At 47.5% G+C, this 17,276-nt stretch carries 13 protein-coding genes; 8 read left to right on the top strand and 5 right to left on the bottom strand.

Features of this window, described 5'->3' with window-relative positions; all coding sequences use genetic code 11:
* Nucleotides 1-75 precede the first annotated feature (75 nt).
* On the bottom strand, nucleotides 76-990 hold the full coding sequence (locus BM607_RS15075; protein WP_006082904.1) for a L,D-transpeptidase family protein: 915 nt from the start codon (nucleotides 988-990) through the stop codon (nucleotides 76-78).
* A gap of 920 nt (nucleotides 991-1,910) precedes the next feature.
* Here BM607_RS15075 and BM607_RS15070 point away from each other — a divergent pair.
* Nucleotides 1,911-3,641 carry a potassium/proton antiporter gene (locus BM607_RS15070; protein WP_006082903.1) on the top strand — a complete coding sequence of 577 codons (1,731 nt, stop codon included), beginning with the start codon at nucleotides 1,911-1,913 and terminating at the stop codon, nucleotides 3,639-3,641.
* Nucleotides 3,642-3,784: 143 nt separating this feature from the next.
* On the opposite strand, the gene BM607_RS15065 is transcribed toward BM607_RS15070, so the two are convergent.
* The gene (locus BM607_RS15065) at nucleotides 3,785-4,711 is read right to left on the bottom strand and encodes an LpxL/LpxP family Kdo(2)-lipid IV(A) lauroyl/palmitoleoyl acyltransferase (RefSeq protein ID WP_006085939.1); all 927 of its coding nucleotides are present in this window, start codon (nucleotides 4,709-4,711) and stop codon (nucleotides 3,785-3,787) included.
* Between the two features lie 103 nt (nucleotides 4,712-4,814).
* Between BM607_RS15065 and hldE the strand changes: the two genes are divergently transcribed.
* The 4 genes from hldE (at nucleotide 4,815) to BM607_RS15045 (ending at nucleotide 8,441) form a co-directional block, all read left to right on the top strand.
* On the top strand, nucleotides 4,815-6,245 hold the full coding sequence (gene hldE, locus BM607_RS15060) for a bifunctional D-glycero-beta-D-manno-heptose-7-phosphate kinase/D-glycero-beta-D-manno-heptose 1-phosphate adenylyltransferase HldE (protein WP_006085938.1): 1,431 nt from the start codon (nucleotides 4,815-4,817) through the stop codon (nucleotides 6,243-6,245).
* The gene (locus BM607_RS15055) at nucleotides 6,242-7,069 is read left to right on the top strand and encodes a hypothetical protein (protein ID WP_012088380.1); all 828 of its coding nucleotides are present in this window, start codon (nucleotides 6,242-6,244) and stop codon (nucleotides 7,067-7,069) included. The genes hldE and BM607_RS15055 overlap by 4 nt, the downstream gene beginning before the upstream one ends.
* Before the next feature lie 151 nt (nucleotides 7,070-7,220).
* A complete protein-coding gene (locus tag BM607_RS15050; protein ID WP_006082899.1) occupies nucleotides 7,221-7,700 on the top strand; it encodes a TetR family transcriptional regulator in 480 nt (159 codons plus the stop codon).
* Between the two features lie 156 nt (nucleotides 7,701-7,856).
* Nucleotides 7,857-8,441: a hypothetical protein gene (locus BM607_RS15045; RefSeq protein WP_071940108.1), complete on the top strand. Its 585-nt coding sequence runs from the start codon at nucleotides 7,857-7,859 to the stop codon at nucleotides 8,439-8,441.
* Between the two features lie 197 nt (nucleotides 8,442-8,638).
* Here BM607_RS15045 and BM607_RS15040 read toward each other — a convergent pair whose 3' ends face one another.
* From BM607_RS15040 to BM607_RS15030, 3 genes are all read right to left on the bottom strand, one after another.
* Nucleotides 8,639-9,019, bottom strand: a complete 381-nt coding sequence (locus BM607_RS15040) for a hypothetical protein (RefSeq protein ID WP_011847649.1) — start codon at nucleotides 9,017-9,019, stop codon at nucleotides 8,639-8,641.
* 219 nt (nucleotides 9,020-9,238) lie between these two features.
* Nucleotides 9,239-10,723 carry a Re/Si-specific NAD(P)(+) transhydrogenase subunit beta gene (gene pntB, locus BM607_RS15035; protein ID WP_071940109.1) on the bottom strand — a complete coding sequence of 495 codons (1,485 nt, stop codon included), beginning with the start codon at nucleotides 10,721-10,723 and terminating at the stop codon, nucleotides 9,239-9,241.
* Between the two features lie 11 nt (nucleotides 10,724-10,734).
* Nucleotides 10,735-12,261 carry a Re/Si-specific NAD(P)(+) transhydrogenase subunit alpha gene (locus BM607_RS15030; RefSeq protein WP_006082895.1) on the bottom strand — a complete coding sequence of 509 codons (1,527 nt, stop codon included), beginning with the start codon at nucleotides 12,259-12,261 and terminating at the stop codon, nucleotides 10,735-10,737.
* Between the two features lie 419 nt (nucleotides 12,262-12,680).
* On the opposite strand from BM607_RS15030, the gene BM607_RS15025 reads away from it, so the two are divergent.
* The 3 genes from BM607_RS15025 to BM607_RS15015 all read left to right on the top strand — a co-directional run bounded on the left by BM607_RS15025 (nucleotide 12,681) and on the right by BM607_RS15015 (nucleotide 17,052).
* Nucleotides 12,681-14,480 carry an assimilatory sulfite reductase (NADPH) flavoprotein subunit gene (locus tag BM607_RS15025; RefSeq protein WP_071940110.1) on the top strand — a complete coding sequence of 600 codons (1,800 nt, stop codon included), beginning with the start codon at nucleotides 12,681-12,683 and terminating at the stop codon, nucleotides 14,478-14,480.
* A gap of 99 nt (nucleotides 14,481-14,579) precedes the next feature.
* A complete protein-coding gene (gene cysI, locus BM607_RS15020) occupies nucleotides 14,580-16,277 on the top strand; it encodes an assimilatory sulfite reductase (NADPH) hemoprotein subunit (protein WP_071940111.1) in 1,698 nt (565 codons plus the stop codon).
* Entirely contained in the window at nucleotides 16,270-17,052 is a 783-nt protein-coding gene (locus tag BM607_RS15015) for a phosphoadenylyl-sulfate reductase (RefSeq protein WP_071940112.1), read from the top strand. The genes cysI and BM607_RS15015 overlap by 8 nt, the downstream gene beginning before the upstream one ends.
* Nucleotides 17,053-17,276 lie beyond the last annotated feature (224 nt).

The following is a 17,276-nucleotide window of genomic DNA, read 5'->3' as shown; positions in this document are numbered from 1 at the left end:
GTTTAATCATCTAATAAATGACAAAAAAATACCCGCTGATAGCGGGTATTTTTTTAGGTGATATTTACCAGTGAATTATTGATTAATTCGCATCGGTACACCAGTACGTTCATCGAGCAGCTTTTTGATCACAGAAGAATTAGTGTCAGCTTTAGCGATAAACTTGGCGATATCTCTAGGTAATGAAATCGCGACTGGCTCATTGGATTCAAACTCAGCCACAGTGCGAGACAGAGGTTGATGCACTGCTAAGTAGCGCTTACCGTCTGGCTCTTCGGTTGCTTTAATCGGCTGGTTCACGAATTGTACGCGGGTGCCCACTGGGACATTCTTGAACAAGTGCTCGATATCTTCATGGCGTAAACGCACACAACCTTGGCTCACACGTAAACCGATACCGAAACTCGCGTTAGTACCGTGAATCGCATACAAGTTGCCTATATACAGTGCATACAGTCCCATAGGGTTGTCTGGACCCGCTGGCCATACTGCTGGCAGGATTTCACCCTTAGCAGCATATTCTTTACGAATGCGTGGCGTCGGTGTCCAAGTTGGATTGGCACGCTTACGTTGTACTGAGGTCACCCAGTTTTCTGGCGTGTCTTTACCAATCTGGCCAATACCAATAGGCAGGACTTCAACTGTCTTTTTGCCTTTTGGATAGTAGTACAAACGCATTTCGGCCACGTTGATCACTATGCCTTCACGGGGAGCGTTAGGCAGGATCAGTTGTAATGGAATTAACAGTTGGCTACCTGGCTTTGGCAGAAATGGATCTACACCTGGGTTAGCTTCGAGTAAGTTACTGAGACCGAGCTGGTATTTGGCAGCAATATCTTCGAGAGTGTGTTTACCCTCTGGAACCGTATAATACTGGTTCTCGCCAATTAGCCTGCTTTGGGCGGCTGGTAAAGGATATTCCGTTGCTAAAGCGGACAGACTAGGGAAAACCAAAGTCAATAATAAAGCTGTGGTGCGAAGCATACTCATAAGCGGATACTACGATTCCTGTTAATAAAAAAGCGTGTTTAACGCAGCTTTCTCTCTTAAAACGAGAGCGGCAATTTGACGAGCAAAATGCACTGGCGCGCGAAGCTCGCATCCTTCCTTATTTTGGACATTATTTCAACTGAAATATGATCCGTACAGCGTATTTATCGCTTAATTTTTGTTTTAACGGTTTTCATCGGCGACTAAGATTGTCAGTATTTCGGCTTATCGTTAAAACCTGTGTCTGTACAATTGCCCTATGTGCTGCAAATCCCTGATCTAAGCAGCTGTGTTGCAACGCTTCTATGGTGATCGCTCAGTCTAAAATGTTGGCGTTATGCATAGTGTCTTCTTTGATGGCGAATTAAGGGTGGCTGAATTGATTGGTTTTGCGAAAACAGCGTTTGCGAGATTTTTTAAAGTACTTTTCTAACGGGGTGATGCTCAACCTGACAAAGTCCGCCTAGCTGAGCCGATTGTCGGATAAATGGAGTGAAAACAATCGGCTTGAGGGTGATGTTCGAATATTCGCCGTTTCAGTCGACATTGTTTTGTCTGGTACTGAATTCACTATGATAACCCTAGTTTATACAGGTTTATGAGCTTAATTTTGCTTGAATGATTTAAGTTTACGTTTAGTTTGTTATTTTTAACTGTCTGATATTTATTTATTTTAATTTTTATAAGTCGTGTGAAAATGTTCTGCGGTTCTTTAGGTTTTACGTTAGCCTTTATCTCAAGGTTAATGCAAAGTTACATTTATGGCGTTTTCTATGTAGATGATTGAAATTTAATATTTAACGCTCCAATAATTCGCTATTTTTGTGCTAATATAAAATCATAAAATTGTAAGTTGAGTCATTTTTAACCTCGGTGATTTGTCTATCGTTTAACTAAACAACCTGTATAAGGAGGCGTTTGTGGATGCAAATTCCATCAATAGTTTTTTTCTGATTGGCGCCTTGCTAACTGCAGTGAGTGTTTTACTCAGTCCCATGTCTTCCCGTTTGGGTATCCCGATTCTTTTAATCTTCCTCGCCGTGGGTATTTTGGCCGGTGAAGATGGCCCTGGCGGCATACTGTTTGATGATTATTCCACCGCTTATTTAGTCAGTAACTTAGCGCTTGCTATCATCTTACTCGATGGTGGTATGCGTACCCGTGTCGCCAGTTTTAGGGTGGCACTGTGGCCTGCATTATCGCTAGCGACCTTTGGCGTTGCTATTACAACCAGTATCACTGGCATGATGGCCGCATGGCTGTTTGACTTGCATTGGTTGCAAGGTTTGCTGGTGGGCGCGATTGTGGGCTCGACCGATGCCGCCGCGGTATTCTCCTTATTGAAAGGGCGCAGTCTCAACGAGCGGGTTGGGGCAACCTTAGAAATCGAGTCCGGTAGTAACGACCCTATGGCGGTGTTTTTAACCGTGACGCTGATTGCGATTCTCGCCAATGTGGACACTGAGATGTCCTTCAGCTTTATGTTTATCAGCTTTATTAAGCAATTTGGTCTGGGTATTTGCTTAGGTTTAGGCGGCGGCTGGATGCTGTGGAAGCTGGTTAATTTGAGCAAATTAGCCGACGGCCTGTACTCTATTTTAGTCTTAAGCGGTGGTCTGATTATTTATGCTGCGTCTAACAAACTCGGCGGCAGTGGCATTTTATCGATTTACTTAGTCGGGCTTTTCCTCGGCAATAAGCCGACCCGTGGTCGCCATGCGATTTTAAACGTACTGGATGGCATGACTTGGGTCAGCCAAATCGGCATGTTCTTGGTATTAGGCTTATTGCTTACCCCTTCTGATTTAGTCGATATCCTGATCCCAGGTTTTGCACTGGCATTCGGGATGATTCTATTCGCCCGTCCTGTCGCTGTGTGGATCAGTCTATTGCCCTTTAAGAGCTTCAGCAGTCGCGACCGCTGGTTTATTTCGTGGGTAGGACTACGCGGTGCTGTACCTATCATCTTGGCGGTGTTCCCTATGATGGCGGGCTTACCGGGCGCTCAGTTGTACTTCAACTTAGCCTTCTTCGTCGTATTAGTATCGTTACTGGTTCAAGGTGCGTCTTTGACCACTGCGGCGCGTTTAGCTAAGGTGGAACTGCCCCCAAAGCCGTTGCCCGTTTCGCGTTCGGGAGTTGAAATTTACCCGAGCAGCGAATGGGAAGTGTTTGTCTATCGTTTGAGTGAAAGTAAGTGGTGTATTGGTGAGCCGCTAAAACGCTTAGCTATGCCTGATGGAACACGGATTGCGGCGGTATTTAGGAATGACACTTTACTGCATCCGTCGGGCAGTACTCGCCTCGAAGCGGGAGATATACTCTGTGTGCTGGGTCAGGAGAAAAGTTTAGAAGCCTTGAGTAACCTCTTTAGCCAAGCGCCTGAAAATAAAGAAGTGCAACGTTTCTTCGGTGATTTCTTTATTGAAACAGACGTTAAGCTTGCGGATCTCGCACCAATTTATGGCTTGAGCTTAGATAATCTCGCCGATGATATGACGGTCGCCGATCTGGTGGTGTCACAGCTTGGCGCCAATCCTGTGCTGGGCGATCAGTTCCAATGGCAGTCGTTGCATTGGGTGGTGGCGGGGCTGTATGAAGGCAAAGTTACTAACGTCGGTATTCGTTTACCGACCGAGCATTCGCTGTAATCTCATGCGCTAGATGCTTCTTGCCATAGAGAGTTGTCATAGATAGTTGAAGTTGAAAGTTGTCATCGACAATTGTAATCGAAAGTCGCCATAAAAAATGCCAGCTTATTTGCTGGCATTTTTGTATTCAAAGCTAATTGAGCTTATTGATATAACGACTTGTCCGTTGGATCTGGGCGGGTTTTAAAGCGGCGATGCAACCACATATATTGGGCGCGGTTTTTATCTATGATGGATTCGATAATCTTGTTACCGCGAATGGCATCGGCTAATTCATCTTCGCCGGGGAAATTATCCAGCGGTGGCATCACTTCAATCCGATAGCCCTCATCACCTTCGGTACGTTCCACAAAAAAGGGCAAGACTTTGGCTTTGCCGAGTTTGGCTAACGTGGTGGCCCCCGTAATTGTTGCCGCATCTGGCATAGCATAAAACGGGATAAATACCGCGCTTGATCGGCCAAAGTCTTGATCGGCCGTGTACCAAATCACATCGGGATTACGTAGGCAGCGCACCATTTGGCGCAAGTCGCGTTTAGAAACGAGACCTTTATTCGAGCGTAAACGGCCTTTAACTTGGAGGTATTCCATCACAGGATTGTTGTGTGGGCGATAAACCCCCACGCCGGGTTGGAATTGGCCGAAGATACGTGCGCCCATTTCCAGCGGTAAACAATGCACTGCAAACAGGATAACGCCGTGGCCAGCATCGAGGGTGTCTTGCACGTGTTCTTTGCCTGTGATGCTCATGTGTTGCTGCACTTTTTCATCGGACCACCACCATGCATTGATGGTATCGAAAATGGCTTTGCCCGTTTCTTCAAAGTTACGCGTGAGTAGTGCTTCTCGCTGTGCTTCTGACATTTCAGGGAAACAGAGGCTCAAATTACGGCGCGCCGTATGAGTACGACTGCCTGCAAATTTCATCACTAAGCGACCTAAACCTTTACCCAGTTTCATCTGCCAAGAGAGCGGTAGAAGCTGAGTTAAGCGCATTAAAAATACGCCAAACCACATGGGCCAATGCTTAGGATGATATAAAGAAGATGAAAACTCGGCTTTCTCGACCACAAAAATACTCACTACTTTTGAAAATTACTGCTTATTCTAACTCAATTTTTACTGAAAATTAGGTACAATCACGGTTTAATTTCTGCATAAAGATAAGAGCACTATGAAGGTTTCTCTGCCAGCATTTGAAAAAGCCAGAGTGTTAGTCGTCGGCGATGTGATGTTAGACCGCTATTGGGTTGGCCCAACGGGACGTATCTCCCCCGAAGCCCCCGTACCTGTGGTGAAGATTAATCAAGTCGAAGACAGACCCGGCGGCGCGGCCAACGTGGCGCTCAATATCGCGACCTTAGGTGGTCAAGTCCAACTTGCTGGGCTCGTCGGTCAAGACGATACCGCCCATGCCTTAACGCTTGGCGTGCAAACCTTAGGGGTTGAACCCCAATGGTTAACCATTGCAGACAAGCCAACCATCACTAAGTTACGGGTGTTATCACGTAACCAGCAGTTGATCCGCCTCGATTTCGAAGAAGCTTTTGACAAGGCCGATAGTGTGCGTTTGCTCAAGCAATCTGAGGCTTTACTCGATTCCGTCGATGTGGTGGTGTTGTCAGATTATGCGAAGGGCGCTATCGATCAGCCGCGAGATTTCATTGCGCTTGCCCGTGCTAAAGGTGTGATGGTGTTAGTCGATCCTAAGGGCAGTGACTTTGGCCGTTATCAGGGCGCGTCGTTGATCACCCCGAATATGAGCGAGTTTGAAGCCGTTGTTGGTACGGTAACCTCTGAAGCGGATCTGCTGGAAAAAGCTCGTGGCTTACTCAAGCAACATCATTTTGATGCCATCTTAGTCACCCGCTCTGAAAAGGGCATGACCTTAGTGACGGCTAACGCGCCCGAGCTGCACATTCCTACCGTTGCCCGTGAAGTCTATGACGTGACGGGTGCTGGCGATACTGTAATTTCTGCCTTAGCAACCTCATTAGCCGCGGGCGCCGATTTACCGCAGGCTTGCGCAATTGCGAACACCGCCGCTGGCGTAGTGGTTGGTAAACTTGGCACTTCTACCGTGAGCCGCATTGAGCTTATTGAAGCTTTGGCTTTGCATCATGGAGAATCGGGTTTTGGGGTGGTGAGTGAAGATCAGCTCGCCTATGCCTTAGAGCAGGCCAAACTGCGCGGTGAACGTGTGGTGATGACCAATGGTTGCTTTGATATTTTGCATGCGGGCCACGTGAGTTACCTCAAACAAGCCAAAGCCTTAGGCGATCGTTTGATTGTTGCAGTAAACGATGATGCCTCGGTTAAACGCCTTAAGGGTGATGGTCGTCCGGTCAATCAGGTTGATCGCCGTATGGCCGTGCTCGCTGGCTTAGCCTCTGTCGATTGGGTGGTGCCTTTTAGTGAAGATACGCCGCAGCGCATTATCACTCGACTGCTGCCAAATCTACTGGTTAAAGGCGGCGACTATAAGCTTGAAGATATCGCGGGCGGCGCTGAAGTGATTGCTGCCGGAGGTCAAGTACAAGTGCTGGGCTTTGAGGATGGTATTTCAACCACGGCCATTATTCAAAATATCATGGCTAATCAGTGAGCTTAGTTGCTCTGGTATTCGCATCTAGCTTGTCTTGGACGCCCATCGCCGATAAGCAGGCTTTGATTTGCCCTTTACCAGAGCTTGGCACTTGCTTGGCATTATTGCCTAAGCAAGTGTTGGCGCAGCTGCCCGCCACGTTAGATCAATTTAAGCGCGATTTAGGCCAGCGAGGCGCCATGGTTATGCCCGTCGATGACAATAAGATTGCAGGCCTAGTCTTAGTCAACGAGCTGCAGACGCCGCAAGTGCAGTTAGCCAGTGTCGATCTCGTGACCTATCAATTACCTTTGCTCGAACAGCCGCAATTAACCCTATGGCATGAGCTCGGTCATTTGGAGAACCTTGCCCTGCAAGGCACAGTGTTACCGATTCAATTAAGCGCATATCAGCATGAATGGCTAGCCGATATCTATCTGGTTTGGCGTATCGCGCGGGAGCGGGGTGATTTTGCCTTGGCGTGGCAGCAATACCATAGACGCAACCTCGATGCGTTAACAAGTCCGCAATACTTGTCGCATTGGAGTTCGCCCATGCTGATACAAGTGTTGCATCACTACGAAGTGGCTCAAGTGGCGAGATTCACCGATTATCGGGATTTTCTGGCGGATTTTTATCCTAAAGCTAAGCAATTAGAGCCGAGGTTATTAGGCGAGTATTCGAGCTTAATGCAACGGACTTTTGGCGCGAGTGTGTTGCAACCCCTTCCTGAATATCTATTTTGGCGAAAAGCCGATCTTGGGCACTATCTACAACCTACCTTCGTTTTACTCATGGGTGAGGAAAAAGCGCATAACTGGTTGGTACAAAATTCAATGTTATGATGGTGTTAACGGAATCGGCGTTTAGGCCTGTTTTAAACTGAACCCTAGCTGAACAAAAGCGAAATACGCTGGTTGCAGCCGAGTGAACAGCAGTAATCCCTGAGCGGCTTTGGTAAGCTTTCCCCCTAAAAAAAAGAGGGGAGACTTTACTATGGCTAAGCGCTCGCGAGTACAAACTGAGCAAACCATAAATCAGATTATGGATGAAGCGTTAAGACAAATTTTGACTATCGGCTTTGAGACTATGTCTTATACTACGTTATCTGAAGCAACGGGTATTAGCCGCACAGGTATTAGTCACCATTTTCCACGCAAGAGCGATTTTCTCGTTCGTTTAGATAGCCGTATCGGCAATCTATTTGTTGCGGCTCTGGATTTTTCTAGCCAAGAGGCATTAGAAACATCGTGGATGCAGGCAATGCAGGAAGAACATTACCGCGCAGTATTGAGACTGTTCTTTAGTCTTTGTGGTGGTGCCAACAATGAAATTACCCTATTTCGAGCGGTGAGCACAGCACGTCAGCAAGCGATTGCTGAGTTAGGTTTAGCGGGCGATCGCACGATCAACCACTTATTAGGCCGTACTGCTGTGATGTTATTGTCCAATTTCGATGTGGCAAAAGCAGCATAATAGACTGACCAATTAATATAAAAATGGAGCCTGATGGCTCCTTTTTTATAGGTAAAAATCGTGATTTTTACTGAGGAAACTCATTCTTTAGTCGTGTAAGATATGCCCTTTATTGCGTTATACCGCCTTTTACTCTTGATTTGACAGGATAAACATATGGACATGACATCCAGCTCTAATGCCGCCGAGGCTCCCAAACGTAACATCAAGCTCGATAATACAGAGCTCATCAAAACCAGTTTTTGGGTGAGTCAGATCTTTATGATCATTGCGACGGTTGTCGGGGTGTATTTGGCCGCTCAGGAAGGTTTATCGCAGGCGATTAAGTTCGATAACTTAAGTAATATGCAAAACAACTATCATCTGCGCCATGCGCTCTATGATGAAGTGAGTGACAACGTGGCGACTTTGAGCCGTTATGTCGACACGGTTGAAACAGTGAGCGGTAATAGTTTAGTGAAAATGCACCCGCAAATGGGACTGTTTGTTTGGGAGAATATGCGCTATTCAGCCAATGCCCTAGAGACGCCGAGCCACATCTTGTCCGATATTCGTCGTTTTTATTTAGAGTCTGAGCAGATCATTAGCGATATTGAAACTCGCCACTACAGTGTTTCCTACGGTAAGGGCCTGCTGCAAAATGTACTGAGTAAGATCCAAGAAGATACTTTGCCGAAGCTTAAAACGAATTATGAAACCCTGTCAAAAGAGCTTAGCGATAACGACATTACCGTAGACTAACGTATCTTGGCTTAGCTCCTCCCTAAACATCAGGGGTCATTCTTATCCCTGATGTTTGAATTCATTGATGAATTCAGTGTTGCAGACACCACCTCTGCATGATCTGTTTTAGTACCCCATTATTTTATGGCACTTAAGCTAATGATGAATTTAACCAGCCTTTCTCCGTCGGCATTTGTCATCAAAACCTTGTTGAGTTAGCTTAATTCCTGTCGATAGGCTTGAGTTAATTTTTGCTGCTGTAAATAGATGCGAATCGCCAAGAAGGTTAATGTGGCAGCAATAGCAGCGCTGATGATGTGGTGAGAGACTAAGTGACTTATCAGGAATGTGGGTAAGTCTTCTAAGCTGTCGATAAGGAAAAGCTTAGTGATTAAGCCGATATAGACCAGAAGATGCAAAGCCGCGCCAGTGATGAAAAGGCGTCTAAATTTACCAATCAGTTTGATATCTAATTTGAAATTAATCCAGCGACAAAACAGATATCCACTGAGGCCGATGGCAATCGATATCCAGCCAAGCCCGAGTAATGAGGTTTTGATTAATACGCCAGACAGGATAAACAGTCCAAGTAGCATTCACTCTTTCCTTCAAATAGCGTTAGATTCTACTTCGTATTTTTGCCGGCGAAAACGATGGGGATTGTGGGAAAAAAACCTCACATCCTATGGGTTCGGAGACTAGCTTAAAAGGCTTAAAAAAATGTGAAATGAAAAGGGAGCCAGCGGCTCCCTTTTTATCATTGAAACAGTGTGTTTCGCCTAAACGATTGCCACTCTGTAAAGGTTACATCAGACTCAAAGCGCTTTTAAAATCGCTTCGACACTGGCCTTCGCATCCCCAAATAGCATTTGGGTATTATCTTTGAAGAACAGTGGGTTTTGCACGCCGGCATAACCTGTGTTCATCGAGCGTTTAAAGCCGATAACGTTTTGCGCTTTCCACACTTCGAGCACTGGCATGCCTGCGATTGGGCTACCTGGATCTTCCATTGCCGCAGGGTTAACCGTGTCGTTCGCACCAATTACTAGTACTACGTCAGTGTCGTTAAAGTCGTCGTTGATTTCGTCCATTTCAAGCACGATATCGTAGGGGACTTTCGCTTCAGCTAGCAGTACGTTCATATGACCGGGTAAACGGCCTGCAACTGGGTGGATGCCGAAACGGACTTTCACGCCAAGATCGCGCAGTCTTTTGGTGATTTCAGCGACAGGATATTGCGCCTGTGCCACAGCCATGCCGTAACCTGGGGTGATGATGACAGAGGTGGCATTTTTCAGCATATCCGCCACATCTTCAGCGTTGGTTTCACGGTATTCGCCCATTTCTTCATCGGCAGTCGAGGCCACACCATCTGTGCCAAAGCCACCAGCTATTACAGAAATAAACGAGCGATTCATCGCCTTACACATTATGTAAGACAGAATTGCACCCGATGAACCCACTAATGCGCCAACGACAATCAAGAGGTCGTTTGACAACATAAAGCCCGCTGCCGCCGCTGCCCAACCTGAGTAGGAGTTAAGCATAGACACCACCACTGGCATATCTGCGCCGCCAATCGATGCGACTAAATGCCAGCCAAAGGCGAAGGCAATCAAGGTCATCAATAGCAGTGCTGGCATAGTGCCGCCAGTTTGGACGAAGTACACTAACAGGGCAAAAGACACGAGCACTGCCACTAGGTTTAACTTGTGGCGATGCGGCAGCATCAAAGGTTTAGATGAAATCACGCCGCGTAACTTGCAAAAGGCCACGATAGAACCTGTGAAGGTGACCGCACCGATGAAGATCCCGAGGAAAACTTCGACCAAGTGAATGTTAAGCATGGCGCCAGTGAGATGTTCTTTGCTGGTGGCTTTGGCCGCTTCACTTAGAGCATCGTGCACTGCGGCGAGGGTCGTATTAATATCGCCACCGACAGCTACGACAACTTGCGACACTTCTTGTGGGTGTAAGTCGATAAAGCTGTTAAAGCCAACCAATACCGCGGCCATACCAACAAAACTGTGCAAGATGGCAACCAGTTCAGGCATTTCAGTCATTTCGACTTTTAATGCTAAACGGATACCAATCGCGCCGCCAATCACCATGGCGATTAAGATCCACGCAATACCGTTAGTATCAGGGTTGAAAATGGTAGCCAGTAGGGCGATTGCCATACCTAAGATACCGAATAAATTGCCGTGTTTTGCCGTCTCTTGCTTCGACAGTCCCGCGAGACTGAAGATGAAGAGAATGGCGGCAATAATGTAAGCTGCTGTTACCAGTCCTTGAGACACGTTAAACCCCCTTAATCCTTACGGAACATCTTCAGCATGCGCTGAGTGACGGTGAAGCCACCGAAGATGTTAATACTGGCGATCAGCACGGCGATAAACGCCAGTACAGTGACCAAAGTTGAACCCTGACCGATTTGCAGTAGGGCGCCGACCACGATAATGCCCGAAATCGCGTTAGTGACTGACATCAAAGGCGTATGCAGTGAGTGGGATACGTTCCACACCACATAATAACCCACGACGCAGGACAGCAAGAATACCGTGAAATGGGACAGAAACTCTGGCGGTGCAACCGATGCCACGGCTGCAAATCCGGCAACGCCTAAGGCGGCGAGCACGTATTTGAGCTTAGATGGCGCTTTCGGGGTGGTGTCTTTAGGCGCGATTTTCGCGGCTGGTTTTGCTGGCGCCGCAGAAACCGAAATCGGTGGTGGCGGGAAGGTCACTTCACCTTCTTTAATCACAGTCATGTTGCGCATGACCACATCATCGAAGTTGATGCTGGCAGTACCGTCTTTCTCTTTACACATTAACTTCATCAGATTGACTAAGTTAGTGCCGTAAAGCTGTGACGATTGCGCGGGCAGACGACCGGGTAGATCGGTATAACCAATCACTTTTACGCCGTTCGGGGTGACAAACAGCTCGCCCGATTGCGTGTATTCGCAGTTACCGCCAGTTGCAGCGGCCAAATCGACGATCACTGAGCCGCTCTTCATGCTATCGACCATAGCTTTGGTGATGAGCTTAGGCGCAGGACGGCCGGGGATCAGCGCAGTAGTGATGATGATATCGACTTCTTTGGCTTGCTCAGCAAACAGCGCCATTTCGGCAGCAATAAATTCATCCGACATGGTTTTAGCATAACCATCGGATGAGCCACCTTCTTCGTTACCAAAATCGAGTTTAAGGAACTGGCCGCCCATAGATTCGATTTGCTCGGCCACTTCTAAGCGCGTATCGAAGGCGCGTACTATGGCGCCAAGCGAACCCGCAGTACCAATGGCAGCAAGACCTGCCACACCAGCACCAATCACTAACACTTTAGCGGGCGGCACTTTACCGGCAGCGGTAATTTGACCGGTAAAGAAACGGCCAAATTGATGCGCGGCTTCAACAACGGCACGATAACCGCCAATGTTGGCCATAGAGGAAAGGGCATCAAGTGACTGGGCACGGGAGATGCGTGGCACCATGTCCATCGCCATCACGTTGATCTTGCGTTTAGATAACTTCTCAACCAGCTCAGGGTTTTGTGCGGGCCAAATAAAGCTGACGACAGTTGCTCCGTCTTTGATTTGTTCGATTTCGGCGTCGCTTGGCGCATTGACCTTAAAAATCAGATCGGCTTGCCAAACGTCAGTTGTCACCTTCGCGCCTGCAGCTTCAAAGGCTGCATCATCGAAACTTGACAGTTGACCCGCATTGGCCTCAATAACAACTTCAAAGCCGAGTTTTTTAAGCTGCTCGACGGTGGCTGGAGTCGCGGCGACCCTAGTTTCACCGGCGAGACTTTCTCTCGGTATTCCAATCTGCATGACTACTCCCTGATGGTTTATATAATCGTTCCGCCTGCTGTGCTTCCTTCATCGTACTCAACTGCAAAATCTGTCATCGCCAGCGATTACTCGGCTGGTGATTCGAGTCAGTTCGGGCATTCAATCTAGGATGGACACTTTTTGTTTTAAAAACAAACTATTCTGTGGGCAACAGAAATTTCTGTTCGACAGGCTCATGACCATTGTGGCAATACTTTAGCTTGGCACAAGTGCATATTTCTCAAGCAGGCCGTTTCTGCACTGGTCGGATCAAAAACTTTTAACCAGTGCACACTTTTGTAGCTTAAATTTTGCACTTTGTATATTCCAAAATGGAATTAAAAATCCGATTTTATTCTTTTTTGCTTTTCTTAAACCGCGATAAGCTTGTGGACATTACACTGTCATAGGGCCGTCTCATGTTGTTAAAAGAACTTTCATCGCTGGCTTCGCCATTGTCTCAAGGACAAGTCGAGAAGCTAAAACAACTCACTTCAGAGTTAAGTGCTGTGCAACTGGCTTGGGTGAGTGGCTATCTTGCTGCCACCGCCAATGCTGGCCAACTAGCTCCCGCCGCGCAGGCGCAAACTGCTCAAACAGTGACGATTCTCTATGGCAGCCAAACGGGTAATGGCCGTGGTGTCGCCAAAGCGCTCGCCGATAAAGCACAGGCGCAAGGTTATGCGGTCAATCTGGCTTCAATGGGCGAATACAATGTTCGCCAACTGAAACAAGAAACTGTGCTCTTGCTGGTGGTCAGCACCCATGGTGAAGGTGAAGCGCCGGATGACGCGATTGAATTACATAAGTTTTTAGCATCTAAACGTGCGCCTAAGTTAGACAATCTACATTACTCAGTGCTTGCGCTGGGGGACTCAAGCTATGAATTCTTCTGCCAAACCGGTAAAGACTTTAGTACTCGTTTAGCGCTACTGGGTGCTAAGTCATTGTTACCTTTAGTTGAATGCGATGTGGACTATGAAGCCGCCGCCGGTCAGTGGCACGCCGATGTGTTAGAGGCCGTTAAGCCGCTTATCGAAACCTCGTTCGCCAGTGTGGTATCTATCGGTACCGCTAAAACGATTTGCGAAAGCGAGTTTACTAAGCAAAACCCCTATAGCGCTGAAGTGCTAGCGAGCCAAAAAATTACCGGCCGCGGTTCAGACCGAGATGTGCGTCATGTTGAAATTGACCTTGGCGATTCAGGCTTAAGCTATCAAGCGGGCGATGCCCTCGGTGTTTGGTTTAGCAATAATGAAGTGTTAGTCGATGAAGTCCTCGTGGGTCTGTCGTTGGCCGCCGATGAGTTAGTGACCCTAGGCACAGAATCTTTGACCCTTAAGCAAGCTTTGCTTGAGAAGAAAGAGCTGACTCAGTTGTATCCTGGATTAGTCAAAGCGTGGGCCGAACTGAGCGGCAGCGCTGAACTGCTGGCATTGAGCGAAGATAAAGAACAAGTTCGTCATTTTATTCTTAAGCATCAATTTGCGGATTTAGTCGCCCAGTATCCGTTAACAAATAGCGCTGTCACGTTAAGCGCGGCAAGATTGCTTGAGTTACTGCGCCCATTAACCCCAAGACTTTACTCTATCGCCTCAAGCCAAAGTGAAGTGGAAACCGAAGTCCATTTAACCGTAGCGTTAGTGGAGGATGAGCGTCACGGCGCGGCCCGTTTTGGCGGCGCGTCACACTTCTTAGCCTCTGCGCAGGAAGGCACTCAGGTTAAGGTTTATGTTGAGTCGAACAAGCATTTCCGTTTACCCGAGAATCCAGACACACCAGTTATTATGGTTGGCCCAGGCACAGGTGTTGCGCCGTTTCGTGCCTTTATGCAGGAGCGCGTGGCCCAAGGGCTCCAAGGTGATAGCTGGTTATTCTTCGGCAATCCACACTTTGAGCAGGATTTCTTGTATCAAACTGAGTGGCAACAGTATTTGAAAAATGGCGATTTAAGCCGTATCGACGTGGCGTTCTCGCGCGATCAAGCCCATAAAGTTTATGTGCAGCACCGTATTAAAGAACAAGGCCAAGCCCTGTGGCAATGGTTGCAAAACGGCGCGCATCTGTACATTTGTGGTGATGCTGAACGTATGGCCAAAGATGTTCACCAAGCCTTGATTGAGGTGGCTGTCGAAGTCGGTGGTTTGAATACCGAAGCGGCCGAAGCCTATTTTGAAACATTGCGCAGCGATAAGCGTTACCAAAAAGACGTGTATTAATCTCAACCGTTGCGCATATAAGAAACGCATAAGAATAGCCAAAGCTGCACACGTGATGACCTGTGCAGTCAGCGAACCGAATTTGAAGAGGCAGTTGCCATGAGTGAGCAAAAGTTAGCGTTAAACGAATACCTAAAGACCGACAGTGATTACCTGCGCGGTACGATTAAAGAAGGCTTAGATTCTGCGGTAACCGGCAGTTTCAGTGACGGCGATCAGCAGTTGATCAAATTCCACGGCTTCTATCAGCAAGATGACCGTGATTTACGTAACGAACGTAAAGAGCAAAAACTTGAGCCTCTATATAGCTTTATGTTGCGTGCTCGTGTACCTGGTGGTATCTGTTCACCGCAGCAATGGTTAGGTGTAGATAAAATTGCGTCGACCTTAACCAGCTCAAACAGCATTCGTTTAACGACCCGTCAAACCTTCCAATACCACGGTATTCCTAAGCGTAACTTGAAGACCATTATTCAAGACTTAGATCGTGAAGCACTGGATTCAATTGCCGCTTGTGGTGACGTTAACCGTAACGTGATGTGTAATCCTAATCCGGTGGAATCGAAGCTGCATGAGCAGGCCTATGCGGTGGCGAAACAACTGTCAGATCATCTGCTGCCACACACGCGTGCCTATGCCGAAATTTGGTTAGATGAAGAAAAGTTACTCTCAACCGAAGATGAAACCGTTGAACCTGTGTATGGCAAAACTTATCTGCCACGTAAGTTCAAAATGGCGGTTGCGGTTCCTCCCGATAACGATGTTGACGTTTACACTAACGATTTAGGCTTTATTGCTGTTGCTGAAAACGGCGAGCTGGTTGGCTTTAATTTAACGGCGGGCGGCGGCATGGGCTCGACCCATGGCGAAGTTGAAACCTTCCCACGTCTGGCTGACGACTTTGGTTTTATCAAAACTGAAGACGTGATGAAGTTTGCCGAAGCTGTCATGACAGTGCAACGCGACTGGGGTAATCGTGTTAACCGTAAACGTTCACGCCTTAAATACACTATCGTCGACCATGGCTATGAGAAATTTAAAGCCGAAGTCGAACTGCGTGCTGGAGTGAAGTTTGAGCCTAAGCGTGATGTAGTGATTGGCGATCGCGGCGATCGTTATGGTTGGGTTGAAGGTGTTGATGGTAAATGGCATTTAACCTTATTTATCGAAAGCGGCCGCATTAAAGATTTACCGGGCCAAACCCTGCAAACGGGACTGCGTGAAATAGCTAAGATCCACAAAGGCGATTTCCGCATGACCTCGAATCAAAACATGATCATTGCAGGTGTCGCGGCAGAAGATAAAGCCACGATTGAAGGCTTAGCCCGCAAACACGGACTACTGGGCCAAGTGTTGACGCAAACCCGCGGTCATTCGATTGCCTGTGTGGCCTTGCCGACGTGTCCATTAGCAATGGCGGAAGCTGAGCGTTACTTCCCTGAGTTTATCGATCATATCGATGCGCTGCAGGCAAAACACGGCATCAGCGAGCAAGCGATTGTGGTGCGGATGACGGGTTGTCCAAACGGTTGTGCACGTCCATTTGCCGCTGAAATTGGCCTTGTGGGCAAAGCGCCAGATCGTTACAACTTGTACTTAGGCGCAAGCTTTGAAGGGACTCGTCTGAACAAGATGCACAGAGAAAATATCCAAGAGGCGGAAATTCTCGCCGAATTGGATACCCTGTTTGGCCGCTACGCCGTCGAGCGTGATGCAGGCGAAACCTTTGGTAACTTCACCGTCCGTGTGGGCGTTGTGAAGGCGGTGATTGATGCCGCTAAGGATTTTCATGGCTGATCTTGAGCAAGAAAACAGTGATACAGTGCCGACTGTGGTCAGCACGGCCGAGTTAACGGCGCTATTGAGTGCGCCCAAGGCCGAGCAAACGATAGAGCTTGAGCGCATAAATCAGTTCTTAGCCGGATTGAGCGCACAAGAGCGAGTGTTATGGGGCTTAACTTATTTGCCCGGTAATCATGCACTGTCATCAAGCTTTGGTATTCAAGCCGCAGTGATGCTGCATATGGTGAGCCAGGCACAGGCGAATATTCCGGTTATCCTCACGGATACAGGGTATTTGTTCCCTGAAACCTATCAGTTTATCGATGAGCTGACACAGCGTTTATCACTGAATGTAAAAGTATATCAAGCGCCGATGACAGCCGCATGGCAAGAGGCACGTTTTGGTAAGTTGTGGGAACAAGGGTTAGACGGGTTAGAGCAATACAACCGTTTAAACAAAGTTGAGCCTATGCAACGCGCCTTAGCCGAGCTTGACGTCGGCACTTGGTTTGCTGGGCTGAGACGCAGCCAAGCCAGCACCCGTGAGGCGCTGCCGATACTGGCGATTCATGGCACTCGCTTTAAGTTACTGCCGATTATCGAGTGGTCGAATAAAGATGTGCACCTATATTTGACTCAATTTGACTTGCCGTACCACCCACTTTGGGACCAAGGCTATGTTTCTGTTGGTGATACCCATTCGAGTAAACCACTTGAATTAGGGATGACAGAGGAAGAAACTCGCTTTAATGGGCTGAAACGTGAGTGTGGCCTGCATTACGATATCTAGTTATCTTATTGATTTAAAGTATTAAACGCCTCAATTGCCATTGGGGCGTTTTTTATCTCGGTAAGAAAGGTCTTATCTTTGGTTGAATTTAATACTCTGGATTGACGATAAAGCGAATCGATGTGATTTAAGCGTCATTTCACTGAGATATATTGATATTCATAGGGTTAGTGTTAGTGGCTCTTTAAAGTATAAAAATGTTGTACATTTTTACTCACAGAGTT

This window comes from Shewanella sp. SACH (assembly GCF_001887095.2).
Classification (GTDB): Bacteria; Pseudomonadota; Gammaproteobacteria; order Enterobacterales; family Shewanellaceae; genus Shewanella; species Shewanella baltica.
The sequence above is the reverse complement of the archived record's forward strand: the minus strand, read 5'-3'. Positions and strand labels throughout refer to the sequence as shown.

Coding starts and splice junctions, on each gene's coding strand:
- BM607_RS15075 (WP_006082904.1), bottom strand. CDS start 990: ATGAGTATGCTTCGCACCACAGCTTTATTATTGACTTTGGTTTTCCCT.
- hldE (WP_006085938.1), top strand. CDS start 4,815: ATGAAGGTTTCTCTGCCAGCATTTGAAAAAGCCAGAGTGTTAGTCGTC.
- BM607_RS15050 (WP_006082899.1), top strand. CDS start 7,221: ATGGCTAAGCGCTCGCGAGTACAAACTGAGCAAACCATAAATCAGATT.
- BM607_RS15045 (WP_071940108.1), top strand. CDS start 7,857: ATGGACATGACATCCAGCTCTAATGCCGCCGAGGCTCCCAAACGTAAC.
- BM607_RS15040 (WP_011847649.1), bottom strand. CDS start 9,019: ATGCTACTTGGACTGTTTATCCTGTCTGGCGTATTAATCAAAACCTCA.
- BM607_RS15030 (WP_006082895.1), bottom strand. CDS start 12,261: ATGCAGATTGGAATACCGAGAGAAAGTCTCGCCGGTGAAACTAGGGTC.
- BM607_RS15025 (WP_071940110.1), top strand. CDS start 12,681: ATGTTGTTAAAAGAACTTTCATCGCTGGCTTCGCCATTGTCTCAAGGA.
- cysI (WP_071940111.1), top strand. CDS start 14,580: ATGAGTGAGCAAAAGTTAGCGTTAAACGAATACCTAAAGACCGACAGT.
- BM607_RS15015 (WP_071940112.1), top strand. CDS start 16,270: ATGGCTGATCTTGAGCAAGAAAACAGTGATACAGTGCCGACTGTGGTC.